Origin of the sequence: Streptomyces sp. NPDC058773, from assembly GCF_042746015.1 — a bacterium.
GTDB lineage: Bacteria > Actinomycetota > Actinomycetes > Streptomycetales > Streptomycetaceae > Streptomyces.
On sequence record NZ_JBHYPE010000034.1, the window covers coordinates 15,267 to 41,424 of the forward strand.

The window sequence follows — 26,158 nt, forward strand, 5'->3', positions numbered from 1 at the left end:
CTTCGCCGGGTCAACGGCGCAGCAGCCTTGATCCCGGCCCGCACCGCGACCGCACCGGAACCCGAACGGTCCGGCGGTGACCTGAGTCTCCCGATCCCGGTGCCGGCGGAATCCGCGTGCGTTCCCGCGGCCGCCGCGGCACCCGCGTCCGCCGCCGCCCCCTCGGCGCCGGGTCCGCACCGTACCCACCCGTTCACCGCCCGGCCGGGCGACGGACGCGCGGATGCCGCGCGCCGGCGCACCACCGCGGCGGGTTCCCCGGCGGGACGGTTCCCCCTCCCCGCCCCCGGGGAATCCGCCGCGCCTTTCCGTACCGCCCGAGCGGCGGCCGGAGCCGGCCGTTTCCCCGACGCCTCCGGGCGCTCCCCGTCGTCCGGCGCCGGTGTATGCGGTGACCGGAACGAATTCCCGTTCACCGGTGGCGATATCGCCGTATCCGCGGACAGGCAATTCCTCATCTCCGCCTCGCCGAACGGGAATTGTCCCGGGCGCGGCGCAGGCCGCTCCCTCGACAACGGAAGCGTGCCGGTGACCGCCGCCCGCGTCACCGGCACCCGTCCCCGCCGCACTTCCCGCGGCGGAATTCAGTAACAAGGCTGAGCGGGCCGCAGCCCGCAGCCTGCCCCGGGCGCCGCCCAGACCGTCACGGTCACCTTTTTCCGCCGCGCCCGTACCGCCGTCGACGACCTCCGCGTCGCCGTCGCCGCGCCATCGGAGAAGGCCGGTCCGGCAGTTGTCACCCCGCCGCAACCGGTCCCGCAGTGATCTGCACCCCGGGTCCCCCCACCTCACATCTGAAGCCTGCCCCCCACACCACCCACTGCGAAAAGAACACCGGAGAACAGTATGGCGAAGAGAAGAATGGTGATCCTCGTCGACGGGCCGGAGGGCACTGCCCTGCCGCAGCACATGCGCGACGACGCCGGCGACCCGATAAGGCTCCTACGGGGCAACGGGTACGAGCGTTTCGAATTCTACGGCGAATACGCGGACCTGGGCGGCCAGCAAGTCCCGGTCTACCGCTGGTGTTACCGCACACGCATTGCCGAGTAGGCGTTGTGCGGCCCGCAGAAAAAAAGCGATGTGCAGAGGAGAACGAATATGTCGAACCTCGTGAGGGACGGAGTTCTGTCATGAACCAACGGTCCGGGAACTCCGAAGAACGAAACAAGGGCCGGGACGTGGTGGTGACCGGTGCCGGATTCTGTCTGCCGGGCGGCACGGAACCGGTCTTCACCGCCGACGACATGTGGGCGGTGATCTCCAACGGCCGGTCCTGCCTGAAGCGTGACGAGGTCTACTACGGCTCGGTGGAGCTCACCCAGGAGATGTTCGACGAACGCCTCCCGGATGTCCCGCCGTTCTTCTCCCGCCACTACACCTCGGCGCACCGTTTCGGCCTGGTGTCGATGGTGGAGGCGACCACCGACGCCGGGCTGACCTTCCAGGGCGGCGCGCTGCGCGAGGCCGCGATCCTGGTCGGGCGCGGGGGAGTCGACGCGAACGTGGAGAGCTACCTCTCGGTGCTGAGCGCCGACCCCGGCAAGACCAGCGCACCGGACGCCATGGAGCTGTTCGTCGCCGCCGAACAGGCCGTGACACCCTCCGACGTCGCGCTGGTCCAGGCGGCGCTGACGCAGTCCAACGGCCCCTGCTACACCGTCTCGTGCGGCTGCGCCTCGTCCGCCGTACAGATCGGCAACGCCCGCCGGATGATCGCCCAGGGCGAGGTCGACGTGGCGGTGGTGACCGGCGTCGACGTCTTCAACGTCCACCTCATCCAGAACATCCAGCGGCTGCTGAGCGGCGCCCAGCAGACCTACGACAACCTCCGCACCAACGGAATGCCGGAGCTGCTGCCGTCCTTCAGCTCCCTCATGCGTCCCTACGACCGCCGGGCGGACTGCATCAACCATGGCGAGGGCGCCGCCACGGTGATCCTGGAGAGCCGGGAGCACGCGGCCCGGCGCGGCGCGCACATGTACGGCCAGGTGCTGGCCACCGCCATGACCCGCGACGGTCTGGCCAACCCCCTCGCCTCCGACGAGACCGGCTCGGAGCTGGTCGCCGCCGTCCGCCGCTGCCTGGGCGACCGGTGGCGGATCGACGACGTGCCGTACGTCCACGGCGGCAGCGACGGCAACATCGTCGTCACCGCCTTCGAGGCGGCCGCCATCCGCGAGCTCTACGGGCCCGACAGCGAGGTGCTGGTGACGTCCCAGGAGGGCTGCTTCGGCCACAACGGGGCACCGGCCGGCTGCCTGGGCGTCGCCATGACGCTGATGATGATGGAGCGGGGGCAGGTCTGCCCGACCGCCAACTGCGAGCAGCCGGCCGAGGGGCTGCCCTTCGACCCGGTCCCCGGGGTGCGGCCCCGCCCGCTCGACTTCGACTACGCGCTGAGCTTCAACTACCAGGTCGGCGGCGTGAAGAACGCCATCCTCCTCGGCAGTCCGGAAGCCGTGTGACCACGGGCAGATCACCTCCCACATACGGAGACCCCGATGAGCAACGACATGCACGGCTCGGACACCGAGTCACAACCCACCCACGAGACAGAGCCCGTCGCCGTGATCGGCATGGGCTGCCGGCTCCCCGGCGACACCGATTCACCCGCGGCGCTGTGGCGGCTGCTGGCCGAGGAGCGCGACGCGGTCGGCGAGATGCCCGCGGAGCGCCGGCGCCTGGTTCCCGAGGACTCCCCGGGGCCGGGGAGCCGGGCGCCGACGCCCCGTCAGGGCGGCTATCTACGCGAGGTGACCGGCTTCGACGCCGCCTTCTTCGGCGTCGCGGGCGGCGAGGCCGATGTGCTGGACCCCCAGCACCGGCTGCTGCTGGAAGTCACCTGGGAGGCCCTGGAGCACGCCGGCCTCCCGCCGGACCGGATGAACGGCACCCGCACGGGCGTCTTCGCCGGGATCAGCTACAGCGACTACATGGACCAACTGGCCGGACAGCCACAGGAGCTGGAGGGGTCGATCCTCACGAACGGCCACTGTGTGGCGGCCGGCCGCATCTCCTATCTGCTCGGTCTGCACGGACCGTGCGTGGCACTGGACACCGCCTGCTCCTCGTCCCTGGTGGCCGTGCACATGGCCCGCCGGGCACTGGCCGCCGGCGAGTGCGAGGTCGCGCTGGCCGGCGGCGTCACCCTGAGCTTCCAGCCGCGCATCACCCGGTCCTTCGCCCGGATGGGCATGCTGTCGGAGGGCGGCCGCTGCCGGACCTTCGACGCCGACGCCGACGGGTTCGTGCGCGGTGAGGGCTGCGGCGTCGTCGTGCTCAAGCGCCTCTCCGACGCGCAGCGGGACGGCGACCGGGTGCTGGCGGTGCTGCGCGGCTCCGCCACCAACCAGGACGGCTCGTCGGAGGGCCTCGCCGCGCCGTCGGTGACCGCCCAGCGGGCGCTGTACCTGGACGCCCTCGCCCAGGCCGGGGTCGACCCACGGGACGTGGGAATGGTCGAGACCCACGGCACCGGCACCCCCGTCGGCGACCCGATCGAGTTCGCCAGCCTCGCCGAGGTCTACGGCTACGGGCCCGGCCGCTGCGCCCTGACCTCGGTGAAGACCAACGTGGGGCATCTGGAACCGGCCGCCGGGGTCACCGGGCTGATCAAGAGCGTGCTGTGCCTCCAGCGCGGCACCATCCCGGCGAATCTGCACTTCCGCCGCTGGAACCCGGCCATCACCCCCGGCGGCACCCGCTTCTTCGTCCCCACCGAACTCACCGCCTGGCCGCTGCGCACGGCCACCCGGCTCGCCGCGGTCTCCTCGTTCGGCTTCTCGGGGACCAACGCCCATGTCGTGCTCGAACAGGCACCGCAGCCGCGGCCCGCCCGGAGCCAGGACACCGGCCACCCCGAGCGGACGGCCTCCGACGTCTTCCTGGTGTCGGCCGGTTCGCCGGACGTCCTGCCGACCGCGGCCACCCGGCTCGCGGACTGGATGGAGGGCGACGGCGCCGACGTGCCGCTCCGCGACATCGCGCACACCCTGGCCCTGCGCCGCTGCGCGGGCCGCGGACGGATGGGCGTGGTGACCTCGGCGCGCCGGGAACTCATCGGCTCGCTGCGGGCCTTCGCGTCCGGGGAGCGGCACCCGGCGGTGGTGACCGGCTCGGTGGGCGCCGCGGTCGAACGCCAGCCGGTGTGGGTCTTCTCCGGCCAGGGCTCCCAGTGGCCCGGCATGGGACGCGGCCTGCTGCGGACCGAACCGGCCTTCCTCGACGCGCTGACCGAGCTCGACGAGCTGATCAGGGCGCAGAGCGAGGTGTCGGTGCTGGACGTGGTACGGCAGGGCCGGACCGTGCAGGGCTGCGGCACGGTGCAGCCGGTGCTGTTCGCCCTCCAGGTCGCCCTCGCCGCCACCTGGCGTTCGTACGGCGTCGAACCCGCCGCGGTCATCGGCCACTCCATGGGCGAGGTCGCGGCGGCGGTGGTGGCCGGGGCGCTGACCCTGGCCGACGGGGTGCGGGTGATCTGCCGGCGCTCCGGACTGCTGAACGACATCGCCGGCAGCGGCAGCATGCTCAGCGTCGGCCTGGACGCCGACACGGTGCGCGCCGAACTCGCCGACAGCGCGGCCGGCACGGTCTCCGTCGCCGTCCTCTCGGCGCCCGACTCCACCGTCGTGGCCGGGCGGACCACGGAGGTGAGCCGGCTGGCCGCCGCCTGGGAGGCCCGGAAGATCGCGGTGTTCCCGATCGCGGTGGACGTCGCCTCACACTGTCCGCTGGTGGACCCGGTGCTGCCGGCGCTGCGCTCGGCGCTGGCCGGTCTCGCGCCCCGGCAGCCCAAGGTGCCGTTCTACTCGACGGTCGTCGACCCCGGGGAGACGCCGTCCTTCGACGCCGACTACTGGTGCGACAACCTGCGCCGCCCGGTGCGGTTCGCCGAGGCGGTGGCCGCCGCGGCGGCCGACCGGCACGTGGTCTACGTCGAGGTCTCACCGCACCCCGTCGTCACCCACTCCGTCGCCGGCAGCCTGGCCGGGCTCGTCACGGACCCCGTCGTGCTGCCCACGCTGCGCCGCGACGAGGACGACCAGTCCACGCTGCGCACCCAGCTCGCCGCGCTGCACTGTGCCGGGGTCCCGGTGAACTGGCGGCACCTCTACGCCGAGGGCGCGCTGGTGGACGTGCCCACCGTCACCTTCGACCGCCGCCACCACTGGGCCGACGCGCCGCAGCCGACGGCCGCCGCCGAGGTCCCCCGGGCCCAACTGCCCGGACATCACACCGAGTTCCCCGGTGATCCGGTGCGGCACTGCTGGCGCGCCGACGCCGGCACCGACGCGTTGCCCTGGCTCGCCGACCACCGGGTGCACGGCAAAGCCGTCTTCCCCGGGGCGGCGCACTGCGGTCTGGCGCTCTCGGCGGCCTGTGAGGTCTTCGGCGCGGCACCGCACGAAGTGGAGGTCACCGACGTCCAGTTCAAGCAGCTGCTGAGGCTGGAGGCGGACACCGAGGTCTCCACCGTCGTCACCCTGACGGCCCCGGACCGGGCCCAGTGCCAGATTCTCGCCCGCAACGAGCAGGGTGACTGGGAGCCGCAGGCGGAGGCGGTGCTGCACCGGCTGAGCGTACGGCCCGAGCTGCGCCCCAGATCCGTCGAGGCGATGGGCCTGCGCCACCCGCTGTCCGTCGATCCGGCCGACCTCTACGCCGGGCTGCGGCGGCGCGGCCTGGAGCACGGTCCGGCCTTCACCGGTGTCCGCCGGCTGAACGCCGGCCGCCACAACGACAGTTTCTGGGCCGAGGTCGCGGTGCCGCGCGAGGCGAGCAGCCCGCCTCCCGGCCTGCCGGTCCACCCGGTCCTGCTCGACCTCTGCGCCCAGCTCGCCGTGGCGCCGCTGATCAACGAGGAGGACCAGGCGCTGGTGCTGCCGGTGGGCATGCAGGCGCTGCGCCTCATCGGTGACCCCGCGAGCGCCGTCCACTGCCACGCCCACGTCAGCGAGATCACCCCGGAAGCCATCGTGGCCAACGTCCGCCTCCTGGACGAGAGCGGCGCCGTGGTGCTCGTCGTCAACGGGCTGCGCTTCGCCCGCCGTGCGGCCGCCCGCGGCACCCCGGCGGTCGACGACTGGCTGCTGGAGATCGGCTGGCGGGCCACGCCCCGTGCGGCTCCCGACGGCGGCCACGCGCCGGGCAGCTGGGTCATCGTGGGCGAGGTGGACGGTTCGGCCCAGGCGCTGGCCGCGGCGCTGCGCACCCGCTGCGCCCGTACCGTCGTCTGGGACCGGCCGCTCGACGACGGCTCCCTCGGCACCTTCCGCGACGCCCTCACCGGGCGGCTGGCCGCCACCCTGGAGACCCCGCGCGCGGTGGTGCTGGTGTGCGGCCCCGGGGACGGCGCCGACCCCACCGGGCAGTCCCTGCGGCGCACCCGCCGACTGCTCGGCGCACTCCAGGCGATCACCGCGACCCAGGACGCGCCGCGGCTGTACGTCGTCACCCGCGGGTCCCGCGCCGTGGTGCCGGGCGACGAGGTCGACCTGGGGCAGAGCGCGCTGCGCGGACTGCTGCGCGTCGCCGCCCTGGAACACCCCGAGATCCGGCCGGTGTTGGTGGACGCCGACCCGCACGAGGCCGACCCCGAGGAGGTGTCGCTGGAACTGCTGGCGGACGCGGACGACGACGAGGTCGCGCTGCGCGCCGACGGCCGGTACGTGGCCCGCCTGGAGCACGCGGCGCCGAGCGGCGGGGAGGACGAGGCGGCCACCTCGTGCACCGTCCGCTACGGGGTGGACGGATTCCGGCTGCGGGCCGGCCGGCTGGGCGATCTGTCGAGCCTGGAGTACGCCGTCACCGAACGGCGCGCGCCCCGGCCCGGCGAGGTCGAGGTCAAGGTCACCGCCGCCGGCCTGAACTTCCGCGATGTGCTCACGGCGATGGGCCTGCTGCCCGGCGAGACCGATGTCCGCTACCGCATCGGCTTCGAGTGCGCGGGTGTGGTCAGCGCGGTCGGCGACGGGGTGGAACGCCCGCAGGTCGGCGACGAGGTGATCGCGGTCGATCTGCGGGGCGGCGCCTTCGGGTCGTTCCTGACCGTGCCCGCCGACGCGGTGGCCCCCGTCCCGTTCGGCATCGAACCGGCGGTCGCGGCCGGACTGCCGATCGCCTTCCTGACCGCCTGGTACGCGCTGCGCTCGGTGGCCCGGCTCACCGCCGGGGAGCGGGTGCTGATCCACTCCGCCACCGGCGGCACCGGTATGGCGGCGATCGCGGTGGCCCGGATGCTGGGCGCCGAGGTGCTGGCCACGGCCGGCAGCGAGGACAAGCGCCGCTATCTGCGGGGCATGGGCATCAGCCACGTCATGGACTCCCGCACGCTGGAGTTCGGCGAGCGCACCCGTGAGGCGACCCATGGCGAGGGCGTGGACGTGGTGCTCAACTCGCTGTCCGGGGCGGCCATCCGCACCGGCCTGGAGACGCTGCGCCCGTTCGGCCGCTTCGTGGAGCTGGGGGTCCGGGACATCCTGGCGGACGCCCCGCTGGGCATGCTGCCGCTGCGGCACAACGTCACCCTGAGCACCGTCGACCTGATCGAACTGCGGCGCAACCGCCCGGACACCTTCGCCACGGTGTGGCAGGAGGTCCTGGCCGCGTTCGAGGAGGGCCGGCTCAAGCCCCTGCACTGCACGGAGTATCCGCTGTCGGAGGCCACCACGGCCTTCCGCACCATGGCCGCCGCCGGCCACGTCGGCAAGCTGGTGCTGACGGTGCCCGACAGCGGTGAGGCCCCCGCGGTGCTGCCCGATCTGGACATGCCCGTCCAGGAGGGCGGCGCCTATGTCGTCACCGGCGGGCTGCGCGGTCTGGGGCTGGCCACGGCGAAGTGGCTCGCGGGCCACGGCGCCGGGCACCTCGTGCTCAACGGCCGCTCCGCGCCGTCCCCCGAGGTCGCGCAGACGCTCGCCTCGGTGATCGGCAGCACCACCAAGGTGTCGGTGGTCCTCGGCGACATCGCCGATCCGGAGGTCGCCGACCGGCTGGTGTCCACCGCGGTGGCCGACGGATTCCGGCTGCACGGTGTGGTGCACTGCGCGATGGTGCTGGACGACGCGGTGATCGCCAACGTCGTCGACGACCAGCTGGAGCGGGTCTGGACGCCGAAGGTCGCCGGTGCCTGGGAGCTCCACCGGGCCACCGAGGGGCAGCCGTTGGACTGGTTCGCGGTGTTCTCCTCGATGGCCTCGCTGCTGGGCAACCCCGGCCAGGGCTCCTACGCGGCGGCGAACTCCTGGCTCGACGGGTTCGCGGCCTGGCGCTCCGGGCAGGGCATGCCGACACTGGCCGTCAACTGGGGCCCGTGGGGCGAGATCGGCGTCGCCACGGACTTCAGCCGCCGCGGCTACCGCACCATCCCCACGGACCAGGGGCTGGCGGCGCTCCGGACACTGCTGGCGCACCGGCGGGTGCAGACCGGGGTGCTTCCCGGCCCGCCGGACACCTGGCTGCCGCCCGCGGGCCGGCATCTGCCGTTCTTCAGCGGGGTGTCCGGCGGCGAACCGGCGGAGCCGGCCCCGGCGGCCGACGACACCGAGGACATGCGGGCCCGGCTCACCGCCCTGCCGCCCGGTCTCGCCCGCAGGGCGGCGCTGGAGGAACATCTGGCGGGCCATGTCCGCGACGTCCTGCGGCTGGGCAAGAGCTCGGTCGACCCGCAGACCCCGCTGAAATCCCTGGGGTTCGACTCCCTGCTGGCCATGGAGCTGCGGGCGCGCATCGACCGCTCCTTCGGTCTCAGTCTCCCGCGGAACTTCGTGTGGGAGCATCCGACGCTGGCCGCTCTCGCCGCCGGTATCGCCGAGCAGCTGGGCCTGGAGCTGACGGCACCCTAGCCCCCTGAACCATCGGGGCATCGCACGCCCGGCGGGCCGCCAAGGCCCGCCGGGCGTCCTTCTGTTCAGGGCGGAACAGAAGCGGTAGCATTTCTTCCGCATTCCCGCCGCGCCCCCGCCGCATTTCTTTCCGGCGAACTCTCCGCGCCCTTTCACCAATTGCATTGCCGCGTAATGCGCAACGGTTTTCTTATGGTGATAGTATTTCGCGTCGGCGATATCCCCGACCGCTCCCGATGTCGCATCGTACGCCTTCCCCGGCGGTCTCTCGTGCTGCTTGAATAAATAATGGAGAGAGGGCGGAAGCGGTCCGGTGCTCACCGGAGGCGCGGCGAACTCCCAAGGCCGCCGGGACGGACCGAGCGATGGCGCCGGCGTGCTTCATGAGGCGAAAGCGACATCGGAGTCCATGAGGCAGGTACGAAAGGGGTAGTCATGTTACCCACCACAATGCATTCGGCTGAAGTCATGGTGACCGCCCGGCATATCGCCGGCTGGCCCGCGGAAAGAAACTCCCTGGTCCCCGCCGACTGCTGGGGTTCCGCGCAACGAGTGGTGCTGCGGATACCGGCGCTGAAACGTGCCGTGCCGGTCTGCCGGAGCCTGGCGCGCTCCTGGCTCGACGGACAGCGAATAGCGGACGAAGACACGCGCTATCTGGTGCTGTTGATCCTGTCGGAACTGTTCACCAACGCTCTCCAGTATTCCACCGGAACCCGCATCGACTGCCGGATGTGGCGGTCGGAGGACCAGCTGCACCTGGAGGTGCACGACCGCGGGGGAACCCCGTCGGTGCCCCGCATGCGCCGTCCGGACCCGGCGCAGGAGCACGGCCGCGGCCTGGAACTGGTCGCCAACTGCTCCTCGCGCTGGGGCCGCAGGGTCGAGGCGGACAGCAGCTGCACCGTCTGGGCCGCGGTGCCGCTGGCGGCGGCGTTACGGCAGGGCGTGGCGCCGTAGCGCCGCACACCGCACCCCTCGCGGGTGACTCCCCAGTCGCCGACGGCCGGCGGGCCCCGGCTCCGCGCCCCCTCCCCGCGGGACGGTACGGACCCGCCGGCCGTCGGTGTCCCCCCGCCCCCCCACGCCCCCCGGGCCCGCCCTGCGGCCCACCCGGCGCCGGGCGGGCGTCACTTGGGCACCCGCACACCGCTCTCCTGCACCAGGACGTCGAACTCACGGACCGGCGTCGTGTCGCCGAAGGGCCGCAACTCGTCCCGGAAGTGCTGCAGATACCGGTCGCCGAGCGCCGACTTCAGCCGGCCGAGCAGCGCCACCGCCTGCACCCCGGCCCGGCACCCCTCCTCGACGTCACCGGCCTGCACCAGGACGGTCGCCAGCAGCAGCAGATCGATGGCCCGGCGCCGTACCCGGGTCCGCGGATGCCGGGCGAGGGCCTCCTCGGCCCGCCGGGCGGCCGGCCGCGGCTGCTTCAGGTCCCGGTAGCAGTGCGCCAGTTCGTCGGCCAGATAGGCGCGGTCGAAGTAGGAGATCCACTCGGGGCCGTCCCCCGGGACCACGTGCGCCATCGCCTCGGAGGCCTTGTCCGCCAGTATTTTGCACATCCGGGCGTCCCCGAGCATCGCGTAACCGCGGGCCTCGGTCGCGTAGAACATGGCCTGCGCGGCCAGCGGTGCCCGCCCCCGGGTGCCCTCCTGCGCGGCGCGGGCGAGCTGCACCGCTTCCCGGGAGCAGCCGGCGCCGACCGCGAGATGACTCAGCCCGGCCGCCAGCACATAGCCGCCGTAGCACCGGTCGTCCGCGGCCTGCGCCAGCCGCAGCGCCTGGATGTAGTAGCGCTGCGCCAGGCCCGGCTGCCCGATGTCCAGGGCCGTGTACCCGGCCAGCTCCGTCAGCCGGGCGGCCGCGGCGAACAGTTGCCGGCCGGTGGCCTCCCCGTAGCTGCCGTCCATCAGGCCGGACAGCACACTGCTGAGACAGGAGACGATGACCGGCCGGACATAGCCGCTGCCGACCCGGTGGTCGAGTTCGGCCAGCGCCTGGGTGGTCGACCGGACCAGCTCCACATCGGTGGCCCCCACCCGCGGCCCCAGCTGCCAGGCGCGGGCCACCTGCGGGTCCGGGGAGCTGATCAGCCAGTCCCGGCTGGGTTCGACCAGCGCGGAGGCGGTCATGGCCGAGCGGGACAAAAGGCCCCGGGACTCCGCGTCCATGTGCCATAGTTCACGGACCTGTTCCAGGGCGTCCTCCACCGTGGCCGCGAAATGGAGGCCGACCCCGCAGGTCACGCTGTTGCCGTTGGCCATGCCGATCTCTTCCGTGGAGACCGTACGGCCGAGTTTGCCGCTCAGTGCCTCGGCGATGATGGCCGGCACCCGGCCGCGTGGCCGCTGACCGCTCAGCCACCGGCTCACGGAGGTCTTGTCGTACCGCAGATCCAGCCCCTGCGCCTCCCCCAGCACGTTCACCTGGCGGGCCAGGGCGGAGTTGGACAGTGCGGCCTCCTGGATCAGCGACCGCAGCCGCTGGTTGGTCTGACGCGCGACGAGTGGTCGGGCGGCCATGGTGCCTCCAAGCACATGCCGCCAACGATTCACGTTGGCATATCCGGGAGAACGGGACAGGACAGTCATTACCCAACAAGCGGGACTGAATCGCCATGACCAAAGTCAAGTCGTCGCCTGGGCGTTGCGCCTCGTAGCAAAGGTGCGAGAGGGGGCTCCTGAAGCCCGCTCCCCGCACCCGGCTGGCCACCGCGCCCCCGCCGTCCCCTCCGGCGCCCGCCGCTCCCCACCGCGCACAACCACCACCGCCCGCGCGTCCGCGTGAGCCGTACGTGCCGGCGCCCGCCCCGCCGCGGTACCCCGCGGCGTCATGCCACCAGCGGCCGGTCCGTCGGGGCGATCGGTGCCGGGAGCGCGGTGGAGCCGGTGAGGTAGCGGTCGGTGGCCGCGGCGGCGGCCCGGCCCTCCGCGATGGCCCACACCACCAGGGACTGCCCCCGCCCCGCGTCGCCCGCGATGAAGACGCCGTCCGCCAAGGGCCGGCCCGCCCCGGCCCGGATGGCCCGGGCCCGGTCCGCAGGCCCTCCCCGCGCGGCCGCGAAGCCGTCGTCCCGGGCGAAGTTCCCCCGGGCGTCCAGGGTGAGCCCCAGCTGCGTCATCAGCCCGGTGCCGCGCTCCGGACCGGAGAAGCCCAGGGCGATCAGCACCAGGTCCGCCGGGATCACCCGCTCGGTGTCCGGCCGCGGCCTCCTGGCCGTCGGCTCCACCTCCGTCAGACACAGCGCGTGCACCCGCCCGGCCGAGTCCCCCTCGAACCGGAGGGTGGCCGAGGAGAAGAACCGGGGATCGGTGCCCTCCCGGCCGCGGGCCTCCTCGTGCGCATGGGAGATCCGGTAGACCTTCGGGTAGACGGGCCAGGGCTGGGTGTCCGGCCGGTCGTCGCCCGGCTCCGGGTTGATGTCCAGCTGCACCACGGAGGCCGCGCCCTGGCGCAGGGCGGTGCCCAGGCAGTCCGAGCCGGTGTCCCCGCCGCCGACGATCACCACATGCCGGCCCTCGGCGGTGACCGGGGACGCGGCGCAGTCGCCCTCCCCGACCCGGTTGGCGAGCGTCAGATACTCCATGGCCTGGTGGATACCGGCCAGCTCCCGCCCCGGTACGGGCAACTCCCGCCGTTCCATGGCACCGACGGCCACCACGATCGCGTCGTGCCGCCGGCCGAGCTCGGTGGCGTCGACCGCGCCGCCGATGTCCATCCCCGTGCGGAACTTGGTGCCCTCGGCCCGCATCTGCGCGATCCGGCGGTCCAGATACCGCTTCTCCAGCTTGAACGCGGGGATGCCGTACCGCAGCAGTCCGCCGATGCGGTCGGCGCGCTCGTAGACGGCGACGGTGTGCCCGATACGGGTCAGCTGCTGCGCCGCCGCCAGCCCCGCGGGACCGGAACCGATGACGGCGACGCTCTTGCCGCTCAGCCGCTCCGGCGGATGCGGGGGAGTGAAGCCCTCCTCCCAGCTCCGGTCGGCGATGGCCTGCTCGACGTTCTTGATCGTCACGGGGTCGGCGTTGATCGCCAGTACACAGGCGTCCTCGCAGGGCGCCGGGCACAGCCGTCCGGTGAACTCGGGAAAGTTGTTGGTGGCGTGCAGCCGCTCGGCCGCGGCCCGCCAGTTGCCCCGGGTCGCGTATGCGTTCCACTCCGGGATGAGGTTCCCCAGCGGGCAGCCGCTGTGACAGAACGGTATGCCGCAGTCCATGCAGCGCCCCGCCTGCTCGGCGACCAGCGGCAGCAGTGCCTGCCCCGCGTAGACCTCGTGCCAGTCGTTCAGCCGCTCCTCGACGGCGCGCGCCGGAACGGGCCGGCGGGGCACCTTGAGGAAGCCGTGTGGGTCGGTCATGCACCGTCTCCATCGCTCACGCGCGGTGCAAATGGGCGTTATGCAAGCCTACGCCTGGTTCATACGGCTTTCACGGGCCGGTGATCGGCGGGAGTCGCCGCCGGGGGAGCGGGGGATCGGGGGAGCGGGGGCTGGATCACGCCACGGACGGCACCGTTCCGCCTCCCCGGCCGACGCATGCTGCCACCGCTCGCCCCTTCGCACTACGTCATCTCCTCTTCACCATGACCGGTCTTTGGTATGCCAATTCCGGGCAAATTCCGCACACTGAGGGTCGCTGAACCGGGACGTTGCGTGAACGTGCAGTCCACGGGTTGCCAGTTTCGGGTATCGATTAGGTCACAGCGACTGGCAATTTGCCCAGCATGGGGCGCTATAGCCGTTTCGCTCCGTGATCTCCATCACGCTGGCTGAAATTCGCCCGTGGTACATCTTCACGACCGCCAGACGGACGTCACCCATGTCCGCGAGGGGGCGCTTGGGCCGGCCGATCGCCGGCAGCAACTCCATCAGCATCCGGGGGGATCGAAACCCGATCCGTGGCCACATGAGGCGCGGATCGACGTGGAGCGGAAGGGCGCACCAGACATGACCTCAACGCAGGTCGGCAAGAACCTCGGCGACGACAACGGCGCATCGGGCGCCGCACCGGAAGAGGGCTACGAGCGGGGTCTCGGCAGCCGTCAGGTCCAGATGATCGCCATCGGCGGCGCCATCGGCGTCGGTCTCTTCCTCGGTGCGGGCGCGAATATCGCGAAGGCCGGGCCCAGTCTCATCCTCATGTACGCCCTCGCCGGCGTGATCGTCTTCTTCATCATGCGAGCGCTCGGCGAGCTGCTTCTGTACCGCCCCGTGTCGGGTTCCTTCTCGGAGTACGCCCGCGAGTTCCTCGGCCCCTTCTTCGGGTTCGTGACGGGCTGGACGTACTGGCTCATGTGGGTCGTCACCGGCATGGCGGAGCTGACAGCCGCAGCCATCTATGTGAATTTCTGGTTCCCGAGCATTCCGCAATGGGTCACCGCGCTGGTCTTCCTGGTCGTGCTGTACGTGGCCAACCTGATCTCGGTGAAGCTCTTCGGTGAGATCGAGTTCTGGTTCTCGATGGTCAAGGTCACCGCGCTGGTCGGCATGATCGTGATCGGTCTCGGCGTCGTCACCCTCGGCTTCAGCCAGGCCGGCGACACCGCCGCGGTCTCCAACATCTGGTCGCACGACGGGATCTTCCCGAACGGCATCGGCTCCAGCCTGATGACCCTCCAGGGCGTCATGTTCGCCTACCTCGCCGTCGAGCTGGTCGGCGTCACCGCGGGTGAGTCCGAGAACCCGGAGAAGACCCTGCCCAAGGCCATCAACACGCTGCCGTGGCGCATCATCGTCTTCTACGTCGGCGCGCTGAGCGTGATCCTGATGGTCGTCAAGTGGACCGAGTTCCAGCCGGGCGTCAGCCCGTTCGTGGCCGCCTTCGCGAAGATCGGCATCCCGGCAGGTGCGGCGATCATCAACTTCGTCGTCCTGACCGCCGCGCTGTCGTCCTGCAACTCGGGTATGTACTCCACCGGACGCATGCTCCGCGACCTCGCCGCCAACTCCGAGGCCCCGAAGGTGCTCGGCAAGCTCAGCTCCACCAAGACCCCGGCGCTCGGCATCACCGTCTCCGTCGTCCTCATGGGCATCGGCGTGGTCCTCAACTACGTCGTCCCGGAGAAGGCGTTCGCCTACGTCACGTCCGTGGCCACCGCGGCCGGTATCTGGACCTGGCTGATGATCCTCGTCAGCCACATCCTCTACCGCCGCGCGGTGGTCGCCGGCCGGCTGCCCGCCTCGTCCTTCCCGGCGCCGGGCGGCACGGTGTGCAGCTGGATCGCGGTGGCGTTCCTGCTCCTGGTGACCGGACTGATCGCCATCGACCCCGAGAGCCGTATCTCGCTGTACGTCGGTGCCGGCTGGGCCGTGTGCCTGGCGGTCGGCTGGGCGATCCTCAAGTCCCGTAACCCGCACATCGCGGCGAAGGTGAACCAGGACAAGCAGCTGGAGACCGCCGGCCGGCCGCGCGGCTGACCGGACGGGCTTCACCGGCCCCGGACGGACGGGCCCCGACTCCGTCCATCCCCTGACGGGGCGCCCAGGCATCGACCGCCTGGGCGCCCCGTCGGCCTTTTCCCGGGCAGGGACCGGCGGGGCGACCGCCGTGGCCGGATCGCGGCCGGTCAGGGGGCCGCGGCCGGGGCCCTCCCGGGGCCGCTCCGGCACCAACCGCCCGGAGGTCAGTCGGCGCCGAGCCGCTCCCAGACGGGGCCGAGGGCCTCGACGGCCGTCAGATACACCTGGTAGGCCTCGCCCAGCACCGCGACCCGGCCGGCGTCCGGCTCGTGGCAGCGGCCGGCCGTGCCGAGCGCACGGGCGTCGTCGATGCCGCCGAGCAGCCCGACGGCGGTGGCGGCGAGCAGCGCCGCCCCGCGGGCGGCGCTCTCCTCGACGTGCGGCACCTCGACCGGCCGGTCCAGCGCGTCGGCGAACATCTGGGCCCAGACCCCGCTGCGGGCCGCGCCGCCGGTCAGCCGGGTCACGCCGGTGACGGGCAGCGCCGAGGACAGCGCGTCGACGTGCCAGCGGTGGTTGAGCACCACGCCCTCCAGCAGCGCCCGCAGCAGATGGCCGCGGGTGTGCCAGCCGCGCAGGCCCAGGAACGTCCCCGAGGCGGGCCGGCCGTGCGGCGAGCCGTAGAGGAACGGGTGGAACAGCACCTCCGACGGGCCGGCGAGATGCGCCCCGACCTCCCGGGCGATCACGTCGTACACGCTCTCCGCGGGGCCCGTGGGCACCTCGACCACCCGCAGGAACCACTCCAGAGCGGCGACCGCGGCGGGCGAGGTGGACATGGTCATCCACTGCCGCGGCCGGAGGAAGTTGCGCACCTGCCAGCGCGGGTCGGTCACCACGCGGTTGCTGACCACCTGGCTGACGCTGAACGTCCCGGCGATCAGCGTGAGATCGCCCGGTGCGATGCCGCCGATGCCGAGCGCCGCGGCGTCCACGTCATGCGCTCCCGTGACGACCGGCGTACCGGCGGTGAGACCGGTGGCCGCCGCGGCCTCGGCGGTGACGTGCCCGGCCACCGCGTCGCAGGGCAGGACGGGCGGCAGCTTCCCGGCCAGTTCGCCGAGCCCGTACAGCTCCAGCAGCTCGGGCGAGTAGGCGTGGGTGTGCACATCGGTGAAGGACGCGCTGGCCTCCGTCGGATCGGTGGCGACCTCGCCGGTCAGCTTCAGGCGCAGCCAGTCCTTGCAGAACATCAGCCACCGCGACCGCTCCAGCGCGGCCGGTTCGTGCCGGTGCAGCCAGGCCAGCACGGCCGCCGGTGACGCGGCGAACGGCACCTGGCCGGACCGCGCCAGCGCCCGTGGCCAGACCGGGGTGTCCCGCCAGCCGTCGAGCACCGTGTGGGCGCGGGTGTCCATGGCGACGACGGCCGCCCGTACGGGGGCGTGGCGCGCGTCGACCGCGTACAGCCCGTCGTTGTGGCCGGACAGCCCGACCGCCGCGACCTGTCGCCCGGCCGCCGGGCCGGCCTCGGCCAGGCACCGCCGGACGGCCAGCTGCGCGGCCCGCCACACCTCGTCCATGTCGCGTTCCACCCAGCACGGGCGGGGGCTGGTCAGCGGCACCTTGACGCTGCCCCGGGCCACCTGCCGTCCGGTGGCGTCGAACAGCACCGCCTTGGTGACGGTCTGACCGGCGTCCACCCCCAGCAACAGCTTCCGCACGCCGGTTACGTCCGGTCCAGCGCGTGGGCGTTGACCGCCGCGCGGCAGCGGCCGGTGCGCGCCAGCTCGTCGACGGCCCGCGCCACCAGGAGCGCCGACCGCTGGTTGGTGACCGTGGTGTCGCCCGCGTAGTGGGTGGTGAGGGTGGTGTTGTCCAGGGCGCGCCAGGGGCTGTCGGCGGGCAGCGGTTCCTGGTCGTGCACGTCCAGACCGGCTCCGGCGATGCTGCCGGTGGCCAGCGCCTCGTACAGGGCGCCGGTGTCGACCAGCCGGCTGCGGGCCGTGTTGAAGAAGTAGGCGGTGTGCTTCATCAGCGCGAACTGACGGGCCCCGATGAGCCGTTCCGAGCCGGGCGTCAGCCGGGCCAGGACCTGCACGAAGTCGGACTCCAGGAAGAGGGTGTCCAGAGCGGCCCGCGACGCACCGTGCTCGGCGAGCACCGCGTCGGAGACCTGCGGGTCGTGCACCAGCAGGCGTACGCCGAACCCCCGCAGCAGGCGGGCCAGTTCCCGCCCCACCCGGCCCATGCCGACGAACCCGACGGTGCTGCCGCCGATCTCGGGCCCCGGGCCGCCGAAGTCCTTGCGCCAGCCGCCGGACTTGACCGACGCGTCGGCGCGGGCGATCCCGCGGGCCTCGGCCAGCATCAGTCCGAGCGCCATCTCGGCGACCCCCGAGGCGTTGCGGCCGGACACCGGCACCACGGCGATGCCCCGTTCGGTGGCGGCGGCGACATCCACGTTCTCCAGCCCGGCACGGGCCACGCACACGGCGCGCAGTTCCGGTGCGGCCGCCAGCACCGCCCGGGGGACCGGCGCGAAGTGCACGGCGAGCACCTCCGCGTCGTCGAGCGCGTCGACGATCTCGCCCGGGACCGGCACCGCGGCCGGCCCCTCCCGTTCCATGAGCTGCTGCGCGGTGTGCTGGTCGGCCTTGCTGCCGGACCAGTCGACGGTGCGCACCGGGCCGAACTGCGGGCCGCACACCTCGGCCAGCGCGTCGAGGTGGACGGCGGCGGGGATGAACCGGTCACCGACGACGAGTGTGCGCAAGAAAACCTCCTGGGGGTGCGGACGGTGACGGCGGCCCGGGGACCTGCGGCGGGCGCGCCGGGACGGTGCCGTGGGGCGCCCTCACCGGACGGCGCCCATGGACAGGCCCCGTACGAGCTGCCGTTGGGCGAGCCAGCCGGCGAGCAGGACCGGCAGACAGGCGAGCGTGGCGGCGGCGGACAGCTTCGCCCAGTACAGGCCCTCGCTGGTGATGAAGCCGACGAGGAACACCGGGACGGTGGCGGCGCGGAACGAGGTCAGGCCGAGCGCCAGGAAGAACTCGTTCCACGAGAAGATCAGGCAGATCAGGGCGGTCGCGGCGATCCCCGGCAGGACCATCGGGAGCAGTACCGCGGTCAGTTCCTGGCGCGTGGTGGCACCGTCCACCCGGGCGGCCTCCAGCACCTCGCGGGGGACGTCGAGGAAGAAGGAGCGCAGCATCCACACCGCGACGGGCAGGTTCATGGCCGCGTACAGCACGATCAGGGTGCCGAGGCCGTCCAGCGCACCGAGGTCGCGCACGGCCAGGTAGAGGGGAATGATCGCGGCCACGACCGGGAGCATCTTGGTGCCGATGAAGAAGAACAGCGCGTCGCGCCACTTCTCCACGGGCCGGACGGACAGCGCGTACGCCGCGGGGGCGGCCAGGGCCAGCACCAGCGCCGTGGAAAGGACCGCGGCCAGCGCGGAGTTGGCCAGGTAGGAGCCGATACCGCGGGCGAACACCGCCCGGAACTGGTCCAGCGTCGGCGCGAACACCAGGTCGGGGCTGCGGGTGTAGGCGGCGGCCTCGGGCTTGAACGCGGTGAGCACCATCCACAGCACCGGGAAGAAGAACACCAGCGCCGCCAGCCACGCGCCGGCCGTCCAGGCGCCGTGCGCGAGCCGACGGCGCGCAGTGGTGGGCGGGTTCATCGCACGCTCCTCTCCGGGGCGGAGAACATGCGGAACACCAGGCGCAGCGCCACCGAGGCGATGACCAGGGTGCCGGCCACGGTGACCACGCCCAGCGCCGACGCCTGGCCGACGTCGAAGCCGAGGAAGGCCCGCTGGTAGATGTAGTAGGGCAGGTTGGTGGTGCGCGCGCCCGGTCCGCCCTGGGTCAGCATGTAGATCACGTCGAAGGTGTTGACCAGGTGGATCGCGCCCAGCAGCACGCCCAGTTCGATGTAGCGGCGCAGATGCGGCACGGTGATCCACCGGAAGGTCGTCCACGGGCCGGCGCCGTCCACCCGGGCGGCCTCCAGCACCTCGGGCGGCCGGCTCTGCAGCCCGGCCAGCACGATCAGCATCATGAACGGCGTCCACTCCCACACCAGGACGGTCACCACCGATGCCATCGGGAACCTGCTGACGAAGTCGGTGACCGGCAGGCCGCACCACGACAGCACCTCGCCGACGAGGCCGTAGACCGGGTCGAGCATCGCCGTCCGCCACAGCAGCCCCGCCACCGCCGGCATGACCAGGAACGGTGCGATCAGCAGGGTGCGGGCCACGCCCCGCCCCGGGAACCGGCGGTCCAGCAGCACCGCCAGCGGCACCCCGAGCGCCATGGCGAGGACCACCGCCGACCCGGTCATCTCGATCTCCACGAGCGCGGCGCCGCGGAAGGCGCTGTCGGTGAACACGTTCGCGTAGTTGGCCGGGCCGACCCAGTGCCCCGGCCCGGGCCGCACCAGATTCCAGGACCGGAACGAGAAGACCACCGTGACCAGGAACGGGACCTGGGTGACGACGACGAGGTAGAGCAGCGCGGGAAGCAGCGGCGCTCTCCGCCGCCAGGCCGTCGGCGCCGAGGGGCCGGCGGGCGCCACGGTGCCGGCCGCCACGGCGGTGTCACCGGCCACCGGGTGCCTCCCGCCGCCCCGGCCGCCGGTGGTCCCGGCCGACCGTCTGCGCGTACTGCTGCGACTGGTCCAGCGCGGCCCCTACGGACTGCTGCCCGGCGATCGCGGCGTTGATCTGCCGGCTCACCCGGGTCCCCAGGTCCTGGAATTCGGGGATGTCCAGGAACTGCACCCCGGTGTACGGCACCGGCTGCACGGTGGGGTGTTCCGGGTCGGCGTGCCGCATCGCCGCCAGGGTCGGCCCGCTGAACGCCCGGGAGACCTTGCGGTACTGCGGGAGGGCGTAGGTCGACTCCCGGCTGCCCGGCGGCACCCGGGACCAGCCCAGCCTGCGCCCGACCAGCCGGATGTAGTCCCGGGAGGTGGCCCAGGCGAGGAACTTCCAGGCCGCGTCCCGGTGCACGGTGGTGCGGGGGATACCGAGGGACCAGGAGTACAGCCAGCCCGACCAGGCCTTCTTCTCCACCGGGGCGGCCGCGTAGCCGACCTTCCCGACGACCTTGCTGTCGGCCGGGTCCTCCAGCAGTCCGGCCGCCGAGGTCGCGTCGTACCACAGGGCGGCATTGCCCTGTGCGAAGACGGTGGCGCATTCGGTGAAGCCCGCGGTGGCCGCCGCGGGCTCCCCGGCGCGGCGCACCAGGCCGACGTAGAAGCCGACGGCCCGCCGGACGGCCGGCGAGGTGAGCCGGGCCCGCCACCGGAGGTCGTACCACCGGCCGCCGAAGGTGTTGATCACGGTGTTCAGCGGGGCGAGCACCTCGCCCCAGCCGGGGGCGCCGCGCAGACAGATTCCGGCCCGGCCCTGCCGGGGGGCGTGCAGCCGGCGGGCGAACGCGGCCACCTGCCGCCAGGTCGGATGCGCCGGCATGGTCAGGCGCTGCGCGGCGAACAGGTCCTTGCGGTACATCAGGAACGACGACTCGCCGTAGAACGGCACCGAGTAGAGGTGCCCGCGGTACGAGAGGGAGGTGCGGACCGGGCCGATGAAGTCGCCCGGGTCGTAGTCCGGGGTGCGGTCGGCGAGCGGCTGAAGATCGGTCAGCCAGCCGTTCCCGGCCCACATCGGCGTCTCGTAATTGCTGATCATGACGACGTCGAACTCACGGCTGCCGGTGGCCACCGACTCGGTGATCTTCTGCCGCGCCGCGTTCTCCGGCAGCGTCACATAGCGCACCCGGATGCCCGGGTGGGAGCGCTCGAACTCCGGCGTGAGGCGCTCCATGTCCCGCATCTGCGGATTGGCGACGATGGCCACGGTCAGGGTCGTCGCACCGGGTGTGCCGGTGATCGCGCCGGCCCCGGTACAGCCCGCCGCCACCAGGCCCAGCACCGAGACGGCGGCGGCGAGGCCGGCCGTCCGCGGCGTACGGATCAGCTGGGACATGACGTTTCCTTCCCCGTGGTCCGCGCCGATGGAATGGGCGTCGACGGGCCGGGCGCACGTCGTGGACCCGCTCGCGGAGCATCGTCACACGTCCGCGGACGCCAGGCCCGGAGGCCACGGCCGTGACCGCGTGTCCGTCCGCCGCGCCCGCGGGCAGCCGTCGGGGCCGCTCCGTCAGCTCAGCCCGAACGGTTGACAGGACGATAGATCCAGCCATTAATTCTCGCAAGATGTGTTAACAAGCGATCCCTTCTCTGGTAACAATGCCGCTCACACCCCTCGGCGCCTTGCGGCCGGAACGCCCCCGTTCCCCCGGCCGGCCACCGCTCGCCCCCCCGCGGTGCCTGCGCCACCCTCCCCGTCCCCGCCTCTCCAGGAGGAGCAGTGATCAGATTCAGGTCGAAGCCGATGTGCGCGGTGGCCGCTCTCACCGGCATGGCGCTGGTGGCCACCGGCTGCGCGGGCGCCGGCGCCGGCGCGGCAGGCGGCGGTGGCCGCTCGATCCGCGTGCTGATGGTGAACAACCCCCAGATGGAGGACCTGCGGAAGCTCACCGCGGAGCACTTCACCCGGAAGACCGGCATCCACGTCAACTTCACCGTGCTGCCGGAGAACGACCTGCGCGACAAGGCGAGCCAGGAGTTCTCCAACCAGGCCGGCCAGTACGACGTGGCCACGCTCACCAACTACGAGGTGCCCTTCTACGCCAAGAACGGCTGGCTCGCCCCGCTCGACTCCCGTATGACCAAGGACCGGGCCTTCGACCGGGGTGACCTCCTCAAGCCGATGGCCGAGTCGCTCACCGCGGCCGACGGCAAGACCTACGCCGCCCCGTTCTACGGCGAGTCGTCGTTCCTCATGTACCGCAAGGACGTCTTCAAGGCCAAGCACCTGACCATGCCCGCCCATCCGACCTGGCAGCAGGTCGCCGACCTGGCCGCCAAGGCCGACGGCGCCGAGCCCGGGATGCGCGGCATCTGCCTGCGCGGACAGCCCGGCTGGGGCGAGCTGTTCGCCCCGCTCACCACCGTCGTCAACACCTTCGGCGGCACCTGGTTCACCAAGGACTGGCAGGCGCAGGTGAACGCCAGGCCGTTCCGGGACGCGACACGCTTCTACGTCGACCTGGTGCGCGAGCACGGCGAGGCGGGCGCCTCGCACGCCGGATTCACCGAGTGCCTCAACGACATGAGCCAGAGCAAGGCCGCCATGTGGTACGACGCCACCTCCGGCGCCGGCGCCCTGGAGGACCCGAAGCAGTCCAAGGTCGCCGGGAAGGTCGGCTACGTCTCCGCGCCGGTGAAGAAGACCGACAGCTCCGGATGGCTGGCCACCTGGGCCTGGGGCATCGAGAAGGCGAGCCGACACCAGGACGACGCCTGGAAGTTCCTCTCCTGGGCGTCCGGCAAGGACTACGAGAAGCTGGCCGGGGAAAAGCTGGGCTGGTCCCGTATCCCCGCGGGCAAGCGCACCTCGACGTACGGGAACGCCGACTACCTCAAGGAGGCGTCCGCGTTCGCCCGGCCCACCCTGAACGCCATCAACGCGGCCGATCCGCGGAACCCCGGCGTACAGCCCCGGCCGACCGCCGGCATCCAGTTCGTCGGCATCCCGGAGTTCACCAGCCTGGGCACCCAGGTCTCCCAGCGCGTCAGCTCCGCAATCGCCGGTCAGACCACCGTCCCGGCAGCGCTCGACCAGGGCCAGGAGCTCGCCGAACGGGTCGCGAAGAAGTACCGCTGACCCCCGGGTGTCCGGCCCGCCCGCGCGGGCCGGAACCCTCTCCGACCCACTCCCAGCCCCGAGGGAAGACAGAGATGAGCCTCATCAGCCGGTCCACCCGCCCGCCCGCGCGGGCCGCCGCGAGCAGCCGGTCACCCGGCCCCGAACCGGTCACCCGCCTTGCACGAGCGGGCACCTGGGCGCGGCGCGCTCCGCTGCTGCCCGCGATGGTCTTCCTGGTCGTCGTCACCCAGCTGCCCTTCGTCGTCACCCTGGTGATCTCCTCGTTCAGCTGGAACTCCCTCGACCCCACGTCCCGCCGCTTCAGCGGACTGGCCAACTACGCCCGGGTGTTCACCGACGGCGAGCTGCGCTCCGCGGTGGGCACCACCGTCGTCCTGACCGTGTCCGTCGTCGCGGTGTCCCTGGCGCTCGGCCTGGCCGTCGCGCTGCTGCTCAACCGGACGTTCCGCGGCCGCGGCATCGTACGGACGCTGTTCATCGCGCCGTTCCTGATCGTGCCGGTGGCCGCGGCGCTGTTGTGGAAGGACGCCCTCTTCAACCCCAACTACGGTCTGCTGAACGGGATTCTCACCTGGGCCGGCGGACTCTTCGGCAGCGCCCCTCCGGTGCAGCCGGACTGGATCTCCAGCATGCCCAGGGCCGCGGTGGAGGCCGCGCTGATCTGGCAGTGGACGCCGTTCATGATGCTGATCCTGCTGGCCGGTCTGCAGAGCCAGCCGGCCGACGCCATCGAGGCCGCCCGGGTCGACGGCGCGAGCTCCGGGCAGATCTTCCGCCACCTCACCCTGCCCCATCTGCGCCGCTACCTGGAGCTGGGCACCCTGCTCGGGTCCATCTACATCGTGCAGAACTTCGACGCCGTCTTCACCCTCACCTCCGGCGGCCTCGGCACCGCCAACCTGCCGTATTCGATCTACGAGACCTTCTACCAGGCGCACGAGTACGGACAGGCGTCGGCCAACGCCGTGGTCGTCCTCGTCGCCACGATCATCATCGCGACCTTCGCCCTGCGCGTGGTGTCGTCGCTGTTCCGCGAGGAGACCTCACGATGACCACCCGGCTCCGAACCGCTGCCGGCGCGCCGCCCACCGCGAGCGCGCGCCCCCGCCCGCCGCACCCCGCGCCGGCCCGGCGCAGAAGGGGAGGGAACGCGCTCTGGGGGCTGACCGCCTGGGCCGCCGGGCTCCTCTTCTTCCTCCCGGTCGCCTGGATGGTCCTCACCTCGTTCCACTCCGAAACGGACGCCGCGACCAATCCGCCGTCCGTCGCGGCCCGGCTGACCCTCTCCGGCTACCGCGAGTTCTTCGGCAGCAGCACCGGCCAGAGCCCGCTGCCCGCACTGATCAACTCGGCCACGGCGAGCATCGGTTCCACGGTCCTGGTGCTCCTGCTGGCGGTCCCCGCGGCCTACGCCCTCTCCCTCCGGCCGGTGCGCAAGTGGCGGGACGTGCTGTTCTTCTTCCTGTCCACCAAGATGCTGCCGACGGTGGCGGGCCTGCTGCCCGTCTACCTTTTCGCCCGCAACACCGGCCTGCTGGACAACATCTGGCTCCTGGTCCTCCTCTACACCTCCATGAACCTGCCGATCGCCGTATGGATGATGCGGTCGTTCCTGGCCGAGGTACCGGTCGCGGTCCTGGAGGCCGCCCGGGTCGACGGCGCCGGCCTGCTCACCACCCTGCGGCGCATCGTGGCCCCGATCGCCGCCCCCGGCATCGCCGCCACCGCGCTGATCTGCTTCATCTTCAGCTGGAACGAGATGCTCTTCGCCCGCGTCCTCACCGGCGTCGCGGCCGTCACCTCACCCGTCTTCCTGACCGGCTTCGTCACCAGCGAGGGCCTCTTCCTCGCCCAGATCTGTGCCGCCGCCACCCTGATCTCGCTCCCCGTCCTCGCGGCCGGCTTCGCGGCCCAGGACAAGCTGGTCCAGGGGTTGTCGCTGGGCGCGGTCAAGTGAAGGGGCGCAAGCCCAGGGCGCCGGACGGGCGGGTGCGCACCACCCTGCCCGGAGCGCCTGCCCGGACCCCACCTGCCGCCCCGCCCCGCCCCGCCGACCGCGCCCGAAGGACGACCGTGAACCCCACCCCCGCACACCTCCCCGCACACCTCCCCGCCACCATGCGCGCCGCCGTGCTGCGCGCCCCCAAGGACCTCGTCATCGAGGAGCGGCCGGTACCGGTCCCGGGACCCGGCCAGGTCCTCGTCCGGATCGAAGCGGTCGGCATCTGCGGCTCCGACGTCCACTACTACGAGCACGGCCGGATCGGCGACTTCGTCGTCCGCGCCCCCATGGTGCTCGGCCACGAGCCCAGCGGCACCGTCGTCGCCCGCGGACCGGGCGCCGGCTTCCACCCCGTCGGCCGGCGGGTGTCCCTCGAACCCGGCGTCCCCTGCGCACGCTGCGCCCAGTGCCGTACCGGCCGCTACAACCTCTGCCCCGACGTCTCCTTCTACGCCACCCCGCCCGTCGACGGCGCCCTGTGCGAATACGTGGCCGTGGACGAGGACTTCGCGCACCCCGTCCCCGACGGCCTGAGCGCGGAGGCCGCCGCGCTGCTGGAGCCGCTGTCCGTCGGCGTCGCGGCCTGCCGCAAGGCACACGTCACGGCGGGATCGCGGGTCCTGGTCACCGGCGCAGGACCCATCGGCCTGATCGCCGCACAGACCGCCCGCGCCTTCGGCGCCACCGACGTCATGGTCACCGACGTCGCGCCGCACCGCCTCGCCCTGGCCCGCGAACTGGGCGCCACCCACACCGTGGACGCCCGCACCACCCGCCTCGCCGGCACCGGATTCGAGCCCGACGTCCTGCTGGAGTGCTCCGGGGTCCCCGCGGCGGCGGACGAGGCGATCCGCGCGGTGGGCCGCGCCGGGCGGGTCGTCCTGATCGGCATGGGCGGCGACACGATCCCGCTCCCCTTGGCGCATGTGCAAAACTTCGAGATCGAGGTCACCGGCACCTTCCGCTACGCCAACACCTGGCCGACGGCGGTCTCACTGGCTGCCTCGGGCGAGGTCGCACTCGACCGCCTGGTGACCCACCGCCACCGGCTGGAGGACACCGAACGAGCACTCACCACGGGTGCTCTGGACCGGACCGCGATCAAGTCCGTCGTGTGTCCGCAGGAGAACTGACCGCCCTGTCGGCAGGGCCGG

General features: G+C 72.5%; 17 protein-coding genes. 9 read left to right on the forward strand and 8 right to left on the reverse strand.

Annotation, left to right across the window (positions count from 1 at the left end):
* Positions 1-846 precede the first annotated feature (846 nt).
* The 4 genes from ACFW5B_RS25695 (at position 847) to ACFW5B_RS25710 (ending at position 9,806) form a co-directional block, all read left to right on the forward strand.
* Positions 847-1,053, forward strand: a complete 207-nt coding sequence (locus ACFW5B_RS25695) for a DUF5988 family protein (RefSeq protein WP_386444026.1) — start codon at positions 847-849, stop codon at positions 1,051-1,053.
* 80 nt (positions 1,054-1,133) lie between these two features.
* Positions 1,134-2,468 (forward strand): beta-ketoacyl-[acyl-carrier-protein] synthase family protein, encoded by a 1,335-nt coding sequence (locus ACFW5B_RS25700; protein ID WP_386444028.1) that lies wholly within the window; start codon positions 1,134-1,136, stop codon positions 2,466-2,468.
* 36 nt (positions 2,469-2,504) lie between these two features.
* On the forward strand, positions 2,505-8,846 hold the full coding sequence (locus ACFW5B_RS25705; RefSeq protein ID WP_386444031.1) for an SDR family NAD(P)-dependent oxidoreductase: 6,342 nt from the start codon (positions 2,505-2,507) through the stop codon (positions 8,844-8,846).
* Positions 8,847-9,281: 435 nt separating this feature from the next.
* Positions 9,282-9,806: an ATP-binding protein gene (locus ACFW5B_RS25710; protein ID WP_386444034.1), complete on the forward strand. Its 525-nt coding sequence runs from the start codon at positions 9,282-9,284 to the stop codon at positions 9,804-9,806.
* A 170-nt stretch (positions 9,807-9,976) separates the two neighbouring features.
* Here the strand turns inward: ACFW5B_RS25710 and ACFW5B_RS25715 are convergent, their stop codons facing one another.
* From ACFW5B_RS25715 to ACFW5B_RS25725, 3 genes are all read right to left on the reverse strand, one after another.
* On the reverse strand, positions 9,977-11,371 hold the full coding sequence (locus ACFW5B_RS25715) for a transcriptional regulator (RefSeq protein ID WP_386444037.1): 1,395 nt from the start codon (positions 11,369-11,371) through the stop codon (positions 9,977-9,979).
* 308 nt (positions 11,372-11,679) lie between these two features.
* Positions 11,680-13,209, reverse strand: coding sequence for a glutamate synthase subunit beta (locus ACFW5B_RS25720; protein ID WP_386444040.1), 1,530 nt, complete (start codon positions 13,207-13,209; stop codon positions 11,680-11,682).
* Positions 13,210-13,548: 339 nt separating this feature from the next.
* Positions 13,549-13,725 carry a hypothetical protein gene (locus tag ACFW5B_RS25725; protein ID WP_386444043.1) on the reverse strand — a complete coding sequence of 59 codons (177 nt, stop codon included), beginning with the start codon at positions 13,723-13,725 and terminating at the stop codon, positions 13,549-13,551.
* Between the two features lie 72 nt (positions 13,726-13,797).
* Here ACFW5B_RS25725 and ACFW5B_RS25730 point away from each other — a divergent pair, with 72 nt between their 5' ends.
* A complete protein-coding gene (locus ACFW5B_RS25730; protein ID WP_386444046.1) occupies positions 13,798-15,267 on the forward strand; it encodes an amino acid permease in 1,470 nt (489 codons plus the stop codon).
* Between the two features lie 206 nt (positions 15,268-15,473).
* On the opposite strand, the gene ACFW5B_RS25735 is transcribed toward ACFW5B_RS25730, so the two are convergent.
* From ACFW5B_RS25735 to ACFW5B_RS25755, 5 genes are all read right to left on the reverse strand, one after another.
* Positions 15,474-16,973 carry an FGGY-family carbohydrate kinase gene (locus ACFW5B_RS25735; protein ID WP_386444049.1) on the reverse strand — a complete coding sequence of 500 codons (1,500 nt, stop codon included), beginning with the start codon at positions 16,971-16,973 and terminating at the stop codon, positions 15,474-15,476.
* Between the two features lie 5 nt (positions 16,974-16,978).
* The gene (locus ACFW5B_RS25740) at positions 16,979-18,025 is read right to left on the reverse strand and encodes a 2-hydroxyacid dehydrogenase (protein WP_386444052.1); all 1,047 of its coding nucleotides are present in this window, start codon (positions 18,023-18,025) and stop codon (positions 16,979-16,981) included.
* Positions 18,026-18,106: 81 nt separating this feature from the next.
* Positions 18,107-18,940 carry a carbohydrate ABC transporter permease gene (locus ACFW5B_RS25745; protein WP_386444055.1) on the reverse strand — a complete coding sequence of 278 codons (834 nt, stop codon included), beginning with the start codon at positions 18,938-18,940 and terminating at the stop codon, positions 18,107-18,109.
* On the reverse strand, positions 18,937-19,872 hold the full coding sequence (locus ACFW5B_RS25750; RefSeq protein WP_386444058.1) for a carbohydrate ABC transporter permease: 936 nt from the start codon (positions 19,870-19,872) through the stop codon (positions 18,937-18,939). Before ACFW5B_RS25750 ends, ACFW5B_RS25745 begins: the two co-directional genes overlap by 4 nt.
* On the reverse strand, positions 19,862-21,256 hold the full coding sequence (locus ACFW5B_RS25755) for an ABC transporter substrate-binding protein (RefSeq protein WP_386444061.1): 1,395 nt from the start codon (positions 21,254-21,256) through the stop codon (positions 19,862-19,864). Before ACFW5B_RS25755 ends, ACFW5B_RS25750 begins: the two co-directional genes overlap by 11 nt.
* A gap of 408 nt (positions 21,257-21,664) precedes the next feature.
* On the opposite strand from ACFW5B_RS25755, the gene ACFW5B_RS25760 reads away from it, so the two are divergent.
* From ACFW5B_RS25760 to ACFW5B_RS25775, 4 genes are all read left to right on the forward strand, one after another.
* Positions 21,665-22,999: an ABC transporter substrate-binding protein gene (locus ACFW5B_RS25760; protein WP_386444144.1), complete on the forward strand. Its 1,335-nt coding sequence runs from the start codon at positions 21,665-21,667 to the stop codon at positions 22,997-22,999.
* Positions 23,000-23,073: 74 nt separating this feature from the next.
* Positions 23,074-24,054, forward strand: coding sequence for a carbohydrate ABC transporter permease (locus tag ACFW5B_RS25765; RefSeq protein ID WP_386444064.1), 981 nt, complete (start codon positions 23,074-23,076; stop codon positions 24,052-24,054).
* Positions 24,051-24,959, forward strand: coding sequence for a carbohydrate ABC transporter permease (locus tag ACFW5B_RS25770; RefSeq protein ID WP_386444067.1), 909 nt, complete (start codon positions 24,051-24,053; stop codon positions 24,957-24,959). Before ACFW5B_RS25765 ends, ACFW5B_RS25770 begins: the two co-directional genes overlap by 4 nt.
* A gap of 116 nt (positions 24,960-25,075) precedes the next feature.
* On the forward strand, positions 25,076-26,137 hold the full coding sequence (locus ACFW5B_RS25775; RefSeq protein ID WP_386444070.1) for an NAD(P)-dependent alcohol dehydrogenase: 1,062 nt from the start codon (positions 25,076-25,078) through the stop codon (positions 26,135-26,137).
* The last annotated feature ends 21 nt before the right edge of the window (positions 26,138-26,158 follow it).

Coding starts and splice junctions, on each gene's coding strand:
- ACFW5B_RS25760 (WP_386444144.1), top strand. CDS start 21,665: ATGTGCGCGGTGGCCGCTCTCACCGGCATGGCGCTGGTGGCCACCGGC.
- ACFW5B_RS25730 (WP_386444046.1), top strand. CDS start 13,798: ATGACCTCAACGCAGGTCGGCAAGAACCTCGGCGACGACAACGGCGCA.
- ACFW5B_RS25695 (WP_386444026.1), top strand. CDS start 847: ATGGCGAAGAGAAGAATGGTGATCCTCGTCGACGGGCCGGAGGGCACT.
- ACFW5B_RS25700 (WP_386444028.1), top strand. CDS start 1,134: ATGAACCAACGGTCCGGGAACTCCGAAGAACGAAACAAGGGCCGGGAC.
- ACFW5B_RS25745 (WP_386444055.1), bottom strand. CDS start 18,940: ATGAACCCGCCCACCACTGCGCGCCGTCGGCTCGCGCACGGCGCCTGG.
- ACFW5B_RS25755 (WP_386444061.1), bottom strand. CDS start 21,256: ATGTCCCAGCTGATCCGTACGCCGCGGACGGCCGGCCTCGCCGCCGCC.
- ACFW5B_RS25710 (WP_386444034.1), top strand. CDS start 9,282: ATGTTACCCACCACAATGCATTCGGCTGAAGTCATGGTGACCGCCCGG.
- ACFW5B_RS25705 (WP_386444031.1), top strand. CDS start 2,505: ATGAGCAACGACATGCACGGCTCGGACACCGAGTCACAACCCACCCAC.
- ACFW5B_RS25765 (WP_386444064.1), top strand. CDS start 23,074: ATGAGCCTCATCAGCCGGTCCACCCGCCCGCCCGCGCGGGCCGCCGCG.
- ACFW5B_RS25725 (WP_386444043.1), bottom strand. CDS start 13,725: ATGCTGATGGAGTTGCTGCCGGCGATCGGCCGGCCCAAGCGCCCCCTC.
- ACFW5B_RS25720 (WP_386444040.1), bottom strand. CDS start 13,209: ATGACCGACCCACACGGCTTCCTCAAGGTGCCCCGCCGGCCCGTTCCG.
- ACFW5B_RS25770 (WP_386444067.1), top strand. CDS start 24,051: ATGACCACCCGGCTCCGAACCGCTGCCGGCGCGCCGCCCACCGCGAGC.
- ACFW5B_RS25715 (WP_386444037.1), bottom strand. CDS start 11,371: ATGGCCGCCCGACCACTCGTCGCGCGTCAGACCAACCAGCGGCTGCGG.